8 protein-coding genes are annotated in these 13,882 nt (G+C 65.4%); 1 reads left to right on the top strand and 7 read right to left on the bottom strand.

What is annotated here, in order from left to right; all coding sequences use genetic code 11:
• Window positions 1-4 precede the first annotated feature (4 nt).
• From GRI97_RS09930 to GRI97_RS09900, 7 genes are all read right to left on the bottom strand, one after another.
• Complete coding sequence (locus GRI97_RS09930; RefSeq protein WP_161391036.1) at window positions 5-1,432, bottom strand: L,D-transpeptidase family protein; 1,428 nt, start codon at window positions 1,430-1,432, stop codon at window positions 5-7.
• A 68-nt stretch (window positions 1,433-1,500) separates the two neighbouring features.
• Entirely contained in the window at window positions 1,501-2,208 is a 708-nt protein-coding gene (locus tag GRI97_RS09925; RefSeq protein WP_235917754.1) for a murein L,D-transpeptidase catalytic domain family protein, read from the bottom strand.
• Window positions 2,209-2,425: 217 nt separating this feature from the next.
• A complete protein-coding gene (locus GRI97_RS09920) occupies window positions 2,426-2,944 on the bottom strand; it encodes a L,D-transpeptidase family protein (RefSeq protein ID WP_161391035.1) in 519 nt (172 codons plus the stop codon).
• 4 nt (window positions 2,945-2,948) lie between these two features.
• Complete coding sequence (locus tag GRI97_RS09915) at window positions 2,949-4,238, bottom strand: adenylosuccinate synthase (protein ID WP_161391034.1); 1,290 nt, start codon at window positions 4,236-4,238, stop codon at window positions 2,949-2,951.
• Window positions 4,239-4,395: 157 nt separating this feature from the next.
• Complete coding sequence (locus GRI97_RS09910; protein WP_161391033.1) at window positions 4,396-5,679, bottom strand: PQQ-dependent sugar dehydrogenase; 1,284 nt, start codon at window positions 5,677-5,679, stop codon at window positions 4,396-4,398.
• A gap of 103 nt (window positions 5,680-5,782) precedes the next feature.
• The gene (locus tag GRI97_RS09905; RefSeq protein ID WP_161391032.1) at window positions 5,783-7,003 is read right to left on the bottom strand and encodes a tetratricopeptide repeat protein; all 1,221 of its coding nucleotides are present in this window, start codon (window positions 7,001-7,003) and stop codon (window positions 5,783-5,785) included.
• A gap of 91 nt (window positions 7,004-7,094) precedes the next feature.
• Window positions 7,095-8,168, bottom strand: coding sequence for a helix-turn-helix transcriptional regulator (locus GRI97_RS09900; RefSeq protein WP_161391031.1), 1,074 nt, complete (start codon window positions 8,166-8,168; stop codon window positions 7,095-7,097).
• A 227-nt stretch (window positions 8,169-8,395) separates the two neighbouring features.
• Between GRI97_RS09900 and GRI97_RS09895 the strand changes: the two genes are divergently transcribed.
• The gene (locus tag GRI97_RS09895) at window positions 8,396-13,858 is read left to right on the top strand and encodes an autotransporter domain-containing protein (protein ID WP_161391030.1); all 5,463 of its coding nucleotides are present in this window, start codon (window positions 8,396-8,398) and stop codon (window positions 13,856-13,858) included.
• Window positions 13,859-13,882: the final 24 nt, after the last annotated feature.

Here is a 13,882-nt window from a genome sequence, read left to right as displayed (position 1 = left end):
CCGGTTACGGGCCGACGTCCGACCCGCTGGCCTGGAACCGCCGACCCTCGCTCGATGGGAAGCCGAGTGCGGCCGAGACGCGGTCATTCCAGCCATAGGCATCGGCGCGGATCACCGGTTCGCCCGCATCATCGAACAGCACGGTCTGATACAGCAGGCGGACGGGAATTTCCTTCGGCAAGGGGACGAAGGTTTCCTTGCCCGTGGCGCGGGCTTTCTGCCATTCGTCCGTCACCCCTTCGTCGCGGGCGAGCATTTCGGCAAAGCCGAGCGCATCTTCCACGCGGACGCAGCCATGGCTGCGCTGGCGCTGGACTTCGCCGAACAGCTGCTTGGCCGGGGTGTCATGCAGATAGATGGCATGATCGTTCTTCATGTCGAACTTGACCAGGCCGAGCGAGTTTTGCGGGCCTGGTTGCTGCACGATCCAGCCATCGCGCCAGGCCATGTTGTTGCGCGCCAGATAGCCGGCGCCCTTGCCGGCGATTTCCTTGTTCTGGATCGAACGCGGCACCGTCCAGGTGGGATTGGCGACCAGGCGATAGATCGGCGAACCCAGCTGCGGGGTTTCGGTTTCGGGCTTGCCCACCACAACCTTGCGCGTGTCGACGATCTTGCCATCACGCCAATAGGTGAGCCGGGCGGCGGCAATGTTCACATCGATGCGGGTGTCAGGCACATTGCGATCGAGCCAGCGCAGCCGCTCCATCGCAACAGCGATGGCCTTGGCCCGGTCGGTATCGGAGAGATTGAGAATCTGCAGCGCTTCCGCCCCGATCACACCATCGGGTTCGATGCCGTAATCGGCCTGCATGCGCTTGACCGCGGCCACCATGATCGGGGTGTAGCCCGTCCCTGGCTCCACCCGGTCGAGATAGTCGGAGGCAACCAGCTGACGCGCGATCAGCGGAATGCGCGGATCGGTGTCACCGGGCTTGAGAGGTTCGCCGGCATCGGGGATTTCAGTCGCGGGCGCCGTGCCGTCCTTGCGCAGGGCCAGATAGGCGTCGGACAGCTTGCGGTAATTGTCATCCTGCGGGGCGAGGCTGTCGATCCACTCACCCAGCTTGCCATCGGCCAGCGCCTTGGTCAGCCCGGCCTGCAGTTCCGGTTCGGGCCGGGCGGCGGTGTAGATATCGTAGAGCTTGGTTGGGTCGGACACGCCCTTCGCCACGGCGGTGGCATAGCGCAGCGCGCTCTGCGTCAGGGCCTGCTGCCCCTCGGCACTGTCCGGATCGCCTTCCACGGCGAAGTTCATGCGATCGAGACCGTGGGTGGCGCGGTTGTCGATCGCTTCCTTCAATTGCCGGGCGGTGCCATCGGTCCAGCTGCCATCCTCGGCCCCGGCGACGGAACTGCCGGAAAACATGTCGCAACCGGCCAGAGGAACCGACAACGCCAGAAGCGAACAGACGAGCAGGGCTTTACGCATTCATATCTCCTTGAGAGACATAAACGGCGATCGGCGGTTTCTGTGCCGGGGGCAGGTGTAAAAGCCGCTCAGGCCTTGGCGGCGTAGAGCAGCCGGCCCTCCCCCATGTAATCGAACAGCGTGGCCAGTTCGCTGTCGCCCACGGCGAAGCAGCCCTGGCTGCGACCCAGCTTGCCATGCGCCTTGACCATATCGGCCTCCGCATACCAGGCGCCGTGGATCACCACCGCGCGATCAAGCGCATTGTTGTTGGTGGGATCGAGCCCACGGATGCGCTGGGACCGGCCATGTTTGCCGACGTAGTAATCGGCGGTAACGAAGGCGCCTTCGCTCGAGGCGTTGGAATTGAACGCGTTCGAGAATTTCTGCAAAAAGCCGGTGTGGCCAGGGTCCGAGCCGGAACCATGCGCGACGAGCATGTGGGAGATGTCGCCGCTCTTCACATCAAGGAAATGCATTCGCGCATCCGCCGAGGGTGCGGTGAAATCGACGATGGCGATCCGATCGCGCAGGCCGATATCCCGCGAATGGGTATTGAGCGCTGCCAGCGCCCGCTGCAGCAGCGCGGGATTGAGCGAGCCGAGCGAGGCCTTGACTGGCGTGGCCGGAACGCGCGCCGCGACGGGCACGGGCGGCGGAGGCAGTGGTTTGGCCGGGCCGAGCAGCGGGCCGGTGGCCGAACGCGCCAGACCACCCGCCGCCACCGCCGCGCCGGCAAACATCAGCGCACGGCGGCTGACATGCGGCAAAGGGGAAGAAGAGGGTTTGTCACTCATATGTAACATGTGGGGGTGTTGCGGCGGGTTTGAAGCGGGTTTGGCGCGCCTTGTCCGATGCGGGGCTCTGTTGGGCTTGGGTAATGGTGGCCCACTTTGTCTTCCCGGCCAAGGCTGGGCTCGGTTTCAGCATGCGCCGATCAGATGAGGGTTGAGCGGGCTGGCAAAAAATCTCAACCTTCGGCGGGATGACGAGAAATGTAGGTATACCAGTATTTTAAGGACGGATTTCGATTGGTGTTCCGTCGGGGACCACGGCCCAGATTTCGGCGATTTCGGCATTGGTCATGGCGATGCAACCGTCGGTCCAGTCGCCGCTGACTCTGGTGCCGGTTTCGGCGCCGCGCAGGCCGTTGGGCTGGCCGTGGATGAAAATGTCGCCGCCGGGGGAGCGGCCGCGGCGCGCGGCGTAGGCGCGGTCGGCTTCGTTGGGGTAGGATATGCGCAGCGAGAGGTGGTAGCGGCTGTTCGGGTTGCGCGTGTCGATGGTGTAGCGGCCTTCCGGCGTGCGTTCATCGCCTTCGAACTGCTTGTGACCGCGCGGTTCGTCGCCGAATTGCAGCCCGGCATATTGGCGCAGCACTTCGCCTTCGCGCATCAGGGTCAGCGTGCGGTCGGATTTGTCGACCAGCACGTAATCCGCCGCCAGCGGGGCGGGTTCCACCGCGCTGCATCCGGGGAGGAGCAGCGCGGCGGCGAATATGGTCAGCGCCCTGCGGAGGGTGGACCGGGTCATGGCGTCAATCCGCGAAGGGATCCCGCACCAGGATGGTGTCGTCACGTTCGGGGCTGGTCGAAACGCTGGCCACCGGGCATTCGATCAGTTCTTCGATGCGGCGGATATATTTGATCGCCTGAGCCGGCAGATCGGCCCAGCTGCGTGCACCGGCGGTGGTGTCGCTCCAGCCTTCGATTTCTTCGTAGATCGGTTCCAGCCGCGCCTGTTCCATGGCGTTGGCGGGCAGATAATCGATTTCCTTGCCGTCCAGCATATAGCCGGTGCAGATCTTGAGCGTTTCGAAGCCGTCGAGCACGTCCAGCTTGGTCAGGGCGATGCCGGTGACGCCGCTGATCGCGCAGCTCTGGCGCACGAGCGCGGCATCGAACCAGCCGCAGCGACGCTTGCGCGCGGTGACGGTGCCGAATTCATGCCCCTTGCGGCCGAGCAGTTCGCCCACTTCATCGTCCAGTTCGGACGGGAACGGGCCGGAGCCCACGCGGGTGGTGTAGGCCTTGACGATGCCGAGCACGAAACCGGCAGCATTGGGGCCCAGCCCGCTGCCCGAAGCGACGGTACCGCTGACGGTGTTGGAGCTGGTGACGAAGGGATAGGTGCCGTGATCGACATCCAGCAGCACGCCCTGTGCGCCTTCGAACAGGATCTTGGCACCATCGCGGCGCTTGTCGCGCAGGCGTTTCCACACCGGCTGGGCGAATTGCAGGACGAAGGGCGCAATCGCGCGTAGTTCTTCCAGCAGGGCGGCGCGGTCCACTGCCGGTTCACCGAAACCGGCGCGCAGCGCATCATGATGCGCGCAGAGCCGATCGAACATCGCGTCCAGATCGTCGAGATGGTGCAGATCGCAGACGCGGATGGCGCGGCGGCCGACCTTGTCTTCATAGGCCGGGCCGATGCCGCGACCGGTGGTGCCGATCTTGCCCTTGCCGGCGGCCTGTTCCCGCAGCCCGTCCAGATCGCGGTGCAGCGGCAGGATCAGCGGGCAATTGTCGGCAATGCCGAAGTTTTCGGGGGTAATGGAAACACCCTGCCCTTCAAGCCGTTCGATTTCGGCCTTGAGCGCCCAGGGATCGAGCACCACGCCATTGCCGATCAGCGACAGCGTGCCGGTAACGATGCCCGAAGGCAGCAGCGACAGCTTGTAGGTGGTGTTGCCGACAACCAGCGTGTGGCCGGCATTGTGCCCGCCCTGAAACCGTACGACGACATCGGCGCGATCCGCCAGCCAGTCGACAATCTTCCCCTTGCCCTCGTCACCCCATTGGGCGCCGATCACCGTGACATTGGCCATGCTTGAGAAACTTTCTTTTCCGCTTACCGCCGCGCCCTAGGCAAAGCAGGCGCCGAGAGCAACCAGCACATCCATAGCATCGTGTCGCGCCGGGGAAAACTCACGCACATATTTGACCGTAAAAAGGGCGCCACCGGGTGATGGCGCCCATACCCGGTCAGCCGCCCGCAGGGGTCAGCCGGAGAATCTTCGCATTGGGGCCTTCGGTCATGATGATCAGCGCGCCATCTGCCGCCTGCCGGACCAGCCGCAGCCGTTCCTTCAGATCCTTGAGCAGGCGTTCTTCCCCCACGACCCGATCCCCTTCCAGCACCAGCCGGGCCAGATGCTGCTGACTGAGCGAGGTGACGAACAGATTGCCCTGCCACTGCGGGAACAGATCGCCGGAGTAGAATTCCAGGCTGGAGGGCGAAATCACCGGATCCCAATAATAGACCGGCTGTTCATAGCCAGCCTTGACCGGACCATCCCCGACCGGGCCGCCGCTGTATTCATGGCCATAGCTGATCAGCGGCCAGCCATAATTGGCGCCGGGGCGGATGATGTTGATCTCATCCCCGCCGCGCGGGCCGACATCCGCTTCCCACAATTGGTCGGTACCGGGGCGGAAGGTGAGGCCCAGCGGATTGCGGAAACCGACGGCCCAGAGTTCCGGCCGGGCGCCGGCCTGACCGGCAAAGGGATTGCCCGGCGCCGGCGCGCCATCGGTGGTGATGCGCACGATCTTGCCGATGCCGCTGTCGAGCTGCTGAATATAGGGGCGCAGCGGGGTGGAGGCGAGATCGCCCAAGGTCACCAGCAGGGCGCCGGTCTTGTCGAACAGCAGCCGGGCGCCGAAATTGCCATGTTCGGATTTCAGATCGGGTTCCTGGCGATAGATGACGCGGACATCTTCCAACCGGGGCTGCGTCCCATCGACCAGCCGGCCGCGGGCGACCGCCAGCACATTGCCGGCCGGGCGCGCCTCCACATAGCTCCAGTAAATGCGCTGATTGCCGGTAAAATCCGGATCGAGCACGACATCGGCCAGGCCGGAGATTTCCTGCCGCACGGAGGCGGGCAGCCCCTCCACCGGAGGTGACAGCTGCCCCTTGTCGATCACACGCAGACGCCCGTCGCGTTCGGTGACCAGCAGCTTGCCATCGGGCAGGAAGGCCAGCCCCCAGGGATCGACCAGCCCTTCGGCCAAAACCTGCGTATTCAGCGCGACATTCGAGGGCGTGTAGGGCGCACGGGTCTGTTGCGGAAAGGCCGGGGTCTGTTCGGCGGCATTGGGCTTGCGCCCTTCCACCGGCATGCCCGGTTGCGGGACATAGGACGGGGTCGGTGTGCGCGGGCTCGGAGCAGGTGCCGGTGCGGGCGTTGGGGTTGGTGCGGTATTTTGTGCCGTAGCGGATGTGCCGATCAGCAGCGCAGCAAGCGCCAGTCTGGAAAATTTCATGTGCCCTCCCAATATCCGGATATCCGACCATGCGGTTCCGGTTGCCGGCCAGATCACCGGAAATCCCGTCCTTTGGGAAGAGGTTTTGTGATGATCCGGTCTTTTAGCGGCAGGTCAGGCGATCGAGCCAGGGATCGAGGCCCGACGCATTCATGCGGATGCCGCGCACGAAGCCGGCTTCGCCCCACTGCTCGCGGCGCCGGACCGCCCGTTCGAGCAGTTCGACCGCCTGCCCCGGCACGCCCCCGACAGCAGCGACCAGCACCGCCCAGGCGCTGGTGCGGCCGGGTTCATGGGCCAGATCATTCAGCGCGTGGCGCAGGATGCAGCGATGGGCGGCATCCCGCCCAGCTGTGAGAGACAGGGCGATATCGGCAGCGCGGGCGGACAGCGTGTCATTCATGCGCAGCCGCCCGAGCAGCGCCAGTTCCGCCGCGTGGCCGGCGTAATCGCCCGCGATCAGCGCGATATAGGCGAGATATTCATGCGCCACCGTGTAGCGCGGGTGATCCTGCGCAATGTCCTGCAACGCTGCCAGCGGCCGCGCCTGATCGCCGGCCGACCATTGCGCCCAGGCCAGATCGGTCAGGATCGGGACCGAGCCGGGCTGGATCGAGCGCGCCTGGTTGAGATGGCTGATGCCGTCCGCAAATTCACCGTGATCGGCCAGGATATTGCCGAGCCAGAAGTGGGTGATCGGATCGGCAGGCGCCAGATCGAGCGCATGGCGGAAGGATTGGCGCGCGGCGGACATGTCGCGATCCCACCAATAGGCGATGAAACCGGCCACGCGATGGCCGCTGGCCAGCGCCGGATTGAGCCGCAACCCGGTGCGCAGTGCGAATTGCGCAGGCGGAAAGGCCAGCAGATCGCTGCGTTCGCCGAATTCGCGGGAGAGCACCAGCGCTTCGGCCAGGGCGACATAAGCGGCGGCATAATCCGGGGCGCGCTGGGTAATGTCACGCAGCAGGGAAACGGCCTGTTCGATGGCGCGAGCATTGCGGCCCATGATCCAGTCGCGCGCGCGCAGATAATCTTCCTGTATAGCAGGATCGACCGGACGATCGGGGACGGCAACCAGGGCCAGCGCCGGCCGCTCACTGACGGCATCCAGCTTGGCGCTGGCTGTCGAACTGCGGACCCAGGCTTCCAGTTCGTGCCGCAGGGCAAAGGTGGTGCTGGTCTTGCCGCCGGGAATGCGATGGACCGGCAGATTGCGATCCCGCGCCCAGCGAATGGCGGTGGTGCGATCACGGCCGAAGAAGGCGCCGATCGATTTCCAGCCTTCGATCCGTTGAGCGGAAATTTCGGAAGCGCTTGCCATTCGCCTTGCCCCTACTGCCATCAACAGGTGTTTAGCGATTCTCTAAACAGCCGGCGTCCATCATCTGTTTAGGGGCGGCCGAATACAATGCTCACCCATCCGCAGGCCCGGCCATGGCGAAGCGGTGGGCCAGGCCGGTGAGGCCGGCAAAGCCGCCGGTATCGGTTTTGGCATAGATGCGATGGAGATGCGCGCGGGCGGTGGCGCGGGCCATGCCGAGGCGGTCACCGATTTCGGTCAGATCGCTGTGTTCGACCGCATCCTGCAGCACGCGCGCCTCTGTCGGCGTCAGGCGATAGAGCGCGGCCATGGCGGGCCAGGCGATCCGGCGCGGCTGATCGATCAGGGTGACATGGACGATGAAGGCCGTGGCCGATCCCGACACCAGATCGGCGAAGCGATCCCGCGGGACCGGGCGGGCTTCGCACAGCAGGCGCAGCGGCTCTCCGGCCGGATCGGTCAGTTCCGCCGCATGGGGCAGGCCATCGGCGATGGTGGCACGCACGGCATCGGCAATGGGCGTGCGGCGCAGCCCTTCGCCCACGCGCAGCCCGACCAGCCGGCCAAGATCGGTATCGAGTTCCACCACCTGATGATCATCGGACAATTGCAGCAGGGAGCCGCTGAGCACCGAGGACGCCTGGCGATAGCCCTGCGCCAGCCCGGAATCGCGGATCAACCGGCTCTGCACGAAGACCGCACGGGTCAGATGCGGCAGGATGTCGCGCATGCGGGCAATATCTTCCGGCCCGAAAGGCGGCGCATCGCCGCGCCGCAGGAAAGAGATATGCGCACTGATGCCCGGGCGGCGGACCAGCACCGCGGCCAGATTGTCGACAATGGCCTGGGGCGCGAGATACTCGCGATAGAACACGCCGGCGCGGATATCGGGCTGTTGCAGCAGATCATGCGCGGTGGCGATATCTCCTTCGCCGAGCTTGAGGAGATGGGGCAGCAGCACATCATGCTGGTGGTAGGTTTCGGCATAGCTGGCCATCCATGCCGGATCATTGCCGAACTGTGCCTGGAACCCGGCATCGCGTTCTTCATCGACCCAGCCGATGAAAGCGCTGCTTGCATCGAAATGCCCGGTCAGCCGTTCGAGCAGGGCCGGAAAGCGCGCCGGATCAAAGCCGGCATCATAGATTTCGCCGATCAGTACCATGCCCTGCCCCTGCCCCCATCGCTGGCCCCAGCCTGCGCGCCGGGAGGCTGCATCAAGGCCGATCTGCGGCGCTCCGTCGAGCAGAAAACCGCGATATGCAACATATTGCAACATGCTGCCGCAACTTGCCACGTTCCGCCCCGCCCCGGTTTGCCGCAATCTGCCAACAACATTTTGATGGCGACATCCGGTGCCCGCTCGGCGCCGATCACGGGGCAGGACAGACAATGGCATATTCCGCGACACAGACGATCACCCGCCGGCTGCATCTGGCCCTGCTGGCCCGCAGCGCGCTGACCCTGCCGCTGATCGCCCCGGCTTCCGCCCAGGCGCAGCAGGTGTGGGATGGCAGCACCGACGCCGATTTCGGAAAGGCGGACAATTGGGACACGGGCGTAATGCCCAATGCCACCAGCCTGTTGGTGATCGCGAGCGATAATACCGCCGTGCGGGTACCCGTGGTCGGCGCCGGACAGGATTTCAATATCCGCGAACTGACCGTGGGCCGTGGCGAGGATGGCACGCTGACCATTGCCGCCAATGGCCGGCTGCAACTTGGCAGCTCCGGCAGTACTGCCGGTGCCGGCACTCTGACCATCGGGGACACCTTGTCCCCGTTTGGGGTGATCAATGCCAGCGAAGGCCGGGTGAATGTGGACGGGGGCGTGCTGGACGTGAACGGCACAACAAGCATTGGCAATGGTTTCGGATCGACCGGGCGGCTGATGATCACCAATGGCGGAGTTGCGCGCACGGCATCGCTGTGCCTGGGCTGCGGCAATCCCAATTTCGCCGGTTTCGGCTACATTCTGGTGGAAGGAGCAGGATCCCGGTTCGAACTGGCCGGGCCAGGCCAGGGCTTGATTGGCAATGGCGGACAAGGCGGGGGCACTGCGCAATTCGTGGTCCGCAGGGGCGGTAAGCTGCTACAGACAGCCAACTCCGTATCGGGCTTGAGCGTCGGCGCGCTTTCGTCGCTGACTGTTAGCGATGCCGGATCGGAGTTTGACCTTGCCGCTCCACTCCTGGTGAATGGCGATCTGGGCATCATGGATGGCGCAGACGCCAGCATCGGTGCACTGACCGTCAATGGCTCGCTGCTGGTTGTCGATGGTGCCGTGCTGCAGCAGCGGGATGGTGATGGCAACAACTGGAACTTCGGCCAGCAGGCTGGCGTCCGGATTGGCGGGATCGGCACACGGGTGCGCGTCAATGGCGCGCTGGACATTGGTGGCAGCAATCCGGACCAGCCGGCTGCAGATTTTCTGGTGGAGGACCATGCCGTGCTGCAGGTGCTGTCAACCAGCCCCAGCGCGCTGTCTTTTGGAGCGCACCGCAACCTTACCATCAGGAACAATGCGCAGGTAACGTTGACTGGCGGCCTTTCCATGGGACACAGCACACTGACCGTGCGCGATGCCACGCTGACCATGTCAGGCCCTCTGGACATGGCTGGGCTATTCGCTGGTAATATCACCAATCTTTTCAATGCTGATTTCAGCGCCACGAGCATCCAGGCCGGGGCCAATGCAACACAGGGCGCGTCGATCATCAATCTGGGCGGCGCGGCCGAAGGGCCGGCCGGAGCAATCGGCCAGTTCACCGTGGGCCGGATCACGCTGAACGGCGTCGATGACGGGCCAGCGGCAGAGCTGGTGATCAATCACACCAATGGCGAGGCGATCATTGCGGCTGATATCACCGGCAATGGCGGCATTGTGCGGCATGTCGCTGGCAACACGATCCTGACCGGCACCAATCTGAGCGGTACCTTCAACGGGCAGACGCTGGTGACCGGCGGATCGCTGGCGGTGAACGGTAACTATGGCGGCGGTACCCATGTCATGCAGGTCAGCGGCGGCGCAAGGCTGGGCGGATCGGGCCGGATCGACGGCGATGTGACGCTGGCCGATGCCACGCTGGCACCGGGCAACAGCGTGGATGTGCTGACATTTGGCGGGTCGCTGACCCTGGGGACCGACAGCGTGCTCGCCTTCGAATTGGGATCACCCTTCGGCGCAGCTGGGATCGACAGCGATCTGATCGAGGTGACCGGCAATCTGGTGCTGGATGGGCAGATCGACATCATCGATACCGGCGCCTTCGGCCCTGGGCTGTACCGGCTGATCAGTTATGGCGGCACGCTGACCGACCGGGGGATGGAGATCGGCGCCACGCCGGGCGGTGTGCGCGTGCGGGATCTGACGATCCAGACCGATGTGGCCAATCAGATCAATCTGATCCTGGCCGAACCGGGTTCCTACACCTTCTGGGATGGGGTGGATCAGGATGGCAACAACCAGATCGACGCGCGCGATGGTGTCTGGACCGCCAGCGCCACCAATTGGACGACATCGGACGGCCGCGACAATGGCGCCTTCCTGCCGGACAGTTTCCTGATCTTCGGCGGCCCGACCAGCCGCCCGGACCAGCGGCTGGCGGCCGTGCCATCGGCCACCGCCGGGCTGGTGACGGTGGATGATACCGCCGGCCCGGTGCGGCTGGCCAATGGGGTGCAGTTCGCCGTGGACGGCTATACCGTGACCGGGGACGACATTGTGCTGGATGCGACCATTCCCTGCGGCGAATGCAGCCCCCTGCCCGGATCGGTGATCATGCGCGTGGGCGATGGATCGAACGCGGGCGCGGCCTTCGTGGCGACGATCGATGCGCGGCTGACCGGGGAAGCCGGGCTGACCAAGACCGATCTGGGCACGCTGATCCTGCTGGGTGCCAACAATTACACCGGCGGAACCATTGTCAGCGAAGGCACGCTGCAGGGCAACAGCACCAGCCTGCAGGGCGATATCGCGATCGAGACCGAAGGGCTGCTGCTGTTCGATCAGGCCACCAGTGGCAGCTATGCCGGGGTGCTGAGCGGTGCTGGCGGGATCATCAAGGAAGGCGCCGGCACGCTGGCGCTGACGGGCGATTCCAGCGGTTTCAACGGGGGCACCTCTCTGACCGAAGGCACGCTGCTGGTGAACGGCACGCTGGGCAATGGCGAGCATCGCTTCAACGCCGGGGATGGCGCCATTCTGGGCGGCACGGGTACGATTGGCGGGGTGGCGAACCTGAGCGATGCCATTCTGGCGCCGGGTGCCCTGCCCGGCGGGCCGAACAATGGCGTGGGCCATCTGACCTTTGCCGGCAATCTGAACCTGAATTCCGAAACCATCCTCAGCTTCCAACTGGGCGCGCCCGATGGCGCCGCTGGCGTGGCCAGCGATCTGGTGACGGTGGGCGGCAATCTGTCGCTGAACGGCACGCTGAACATCGTCGATGCCGGCGGGTTCGGCAGCGGGGTCTATCGCCTGTTCAACTATGGCGGCGAGCTGTTCGGTTTCGGGCTGGAGATCGGCGATACGCCCGAAGGTGTGCTGGCGAGCGATCTGGCCATCCAGACCGCGATCGAAAACCAGGTCAATCTGGTGTTCAATGCTGCACCGGCGGACAGCTTCACCTTCTGGGATGGTGGCGATGTCGATGGCAATGGCCGGATCGATGCCGGCAGCGGCACCTGGACCGCCGCGCGCAGCAACTGGACCACGATAAACGGCAGCGCCAATGGCGCCTATGACCCGGCGGATTTCCTGATCTTCGGCGGGCCGACAACCAACCAGCAAACCCGCGCGCGGGTTGCAGCAGCAGCCGTGCCCAGTTCCACCGCCGGGCTGGTGACGGTGGATGATGCGGCGGGTGCGGTGACTCTGGCCAATGGGGTGCAGTTCGCGGTCGGCGGCTATACCGTGACCGGCGACGCCATCGGCCTGGCGGCGCCCGCCGTGGTGTTCCGCGTGGGTGACGGCAGCGATGCCGGCGCCGAATTCACGGCCACGATCGCATCCGCGCTGACCGGCACGGGCGGGATCGACAAGACCGATCTGGGTACGCTGATCCTGACCGGAACCAACACCTACAGCGGCGGATCGCGGGTGACCGATGGCACGCTGCAGGGCAATGCCACCAGCCTGCAGGGCCCGATTGCCGTGGCCACCAATGGCACGCTGCTGTTCGATCAGGCCGGCGCCGGCACCTATGCCGGGGTGCTGAGCGGCACCGGTACCTTGCGCAAGGAAGGCGCCGGAGTGCTGGGGCTGAGCGGCAATTCGGGCGGCTTTACCGGCGGCGCGGAACTGGCGGCGGGCGGCATCGCGCTGACCGGAACGCTGGGAACGGCCACCAATGGCGTGCTGACCACGGCGGCGGGCACCACGCTGACGGGCAATGGCACGCTGGGCAATCTGGACCTGGGCGGCACGATCGCCCCCAATGCCGGCCAGACGGCCACCGGGCGTTTCAATATTTCCGGCGATCTGATCGTGCGGGGGGGCGCCAGCTTCCTGGTGGATGTGGCCGCCAGTGGCGCGGGCGACCGGATCCAGGTGGGCGGCACCGCCGTGCTGGAAGGCGGCACGGTGGTGGTCAATGCACTGGACCCGGGCGTCAGCTATACCAATGGCACCGTCTATCGAATTCTGGATGCGGCCGGCGGGCGCAGCGGTACCTTTGCCGGGCTGAGCGAAAGCTCTGCCTTCCTCGATTTCACGCTGGGTTATGATCCGACCGGCGCCTTCCTGACCACGTCGGTGATCGCGCAATTCCCCGATGTGGCGTTGACCTTCAACCAGCGGCAGGCGTCGCTGGGGCTGCAGGATCTGGGGCAGACCGCCGGATCGGACAGTCTGGAAGTCTACAATGCCATCCTGCTGCTTGATGCGACGCAGGCGCGGGCCGCCTTCGACATGGCCTCGGGCGAAATCTATGCCGATATCGTGGCCGGTGGGCAGCGCGCGGCCAAGCAGCGCGGCGGGGCAGCGCTGCGCCGGGGGCTGGAGCCGGGGCGCGAGGGGCTGCAGGCCTGGATCGGGGGCGGCATCACCCGGTCGCGCGTATCCGGCGACGGCAATGGCGCGCGCTTCACCAATCATGGCGAAGCGCTGGAACTGGGCGTGGATTACCATGGCGCGGACGACCGCTTCGCCGCCGGGATCAGCGGCGGTTGGGTCAGCAATGATGTCAGCAATGACGATCGCCGCTCTCGCGCCGATCTGGATGGCTGGTTCATCAGCGGCTTTGCCCGCTATGGCGATTTCGGCCCCGGCCTGACACTGGGGGGAGCGGTGAGCCATGCCGACAGCGACGGTACGGCCAGCCGCAGCATCGGCTTCGGCACGATCAGCCGCGCCACCAGCGCCCAGGTGGACCACCGCGCCACCGCGCTGACCGGGGAACTGCGCTATGGCTTCGGCCAAGCGGCAGAGGCAGGCAAAGGCGGCTGGGCGTTCGGCCCCTCGCTGGCGATCGACCATGCGTGGAGCAAGCTCGACGGCTTTGCCGAAAGCGGCGCGGGTGCGCTGGATCTGTCGAGCGGCGGGATTTCGGACAGCTCCACTCGCTATGCTGCGGGCGCCTTCGCTTCATGGCGAGCCGACAATGCCCGGCTGGTGATCGATGTCCGCTATGCCAAGGACAGCAATGATGATCTGGCCAGCGAATTGCGCCTGGCCGGATCGCCGCGCGCCTTCACCATCCTGCCGGCCCGCAATGGCGGCGAAGGGGTGCAGATCGCCGGATCGGGCAGCGTGGATCTGGGCAGCAATCTTTCCATCGGCGCGCAGGGCGGCGCGTTTCTGGCCGATGGGGCGAATGATGTTTCGGCCAGCGGCTGGCTGCGCTGGAAGTTCTGATCAGGGGGCCGGGGAAACGAGGGG

It is taken from the genome of Croceibacterium xixiisoli, from assembly GCF_009827305.1.
In the GTDB taxonomy this organism is placed as follows: domain Bacteria; phylum Pseudomonadota; class Alphaproteobacteria; order Sphingomonadales; family Sphingomonadaceae; genus Croceibacterium_C; species Croceibacterium_C xixiisoli.
This window is presented reverse-complemented; position numbering and strand designations above follow the sequence as displayed.

Excerpts from the sequence above, each read along its gene's own strand:
- GRI97_RS09930 (WP_161391036.1), bottom strand. The coding sequence starts at position 1,432 with ATGCGTAAAGCCCTGCTCGTCTGTTCGCTTCTGGCGTTGTCGGTTCCT.
- GRI97_RS09925 (WP_235917754.1), bottom strand. The coding sequence starts at position 2,208 with ATGAGTGACAAACCCTCTTCTTCCCCTTTGCCGCATGTCAGCCGCCGT.
- GRI97_RS09920 (WP_161391035.1), bottom strand. The coding sequence starts at position 2,944 with ATGACCCGGTCCACCCTCCGCAGGGCGCTGACCATATTCGCCGCCGCG.
- GRI97_RS09915 (WP_161391034.1), bottom strand. The coding sequence starts at position 4,238 with ATGGCCAATGTCACGGTGATCGGCGCCCAATGGGGTGACGAGGGCAAG.
- GRI97_RS09910 (WP_161391033.1), bottom strand. The coding sequence starts at position 5,679 with ATGAAATTTTCCAGACTGGCGCTTGCTGCGCTGCTGATCGGCACATCC.
- GRI97_RS09905 (WP_161391032.1), bottom strand. The coding sequence starts at position 7,003 with ATGGCAAGCGCTTCCGAAATTTCCGCTCAACGGATCGAAGGCTGGAAA.
- GRI97_RS09900 (WP_161391031.1), bottom strand. The coding sequence starts at position 8,168 with ATGGTACTGATCGGCGAAATCTATGATGCCGGCTTTGATCCGGCGCGC.
- GRI97_RS09895 (WP_161391030.1), top strand. The coding sequence starts at position 8,396 with ATGGCATATTCCGCGACACAGACGATCACCCGCCGGCTGCATCTGGCC.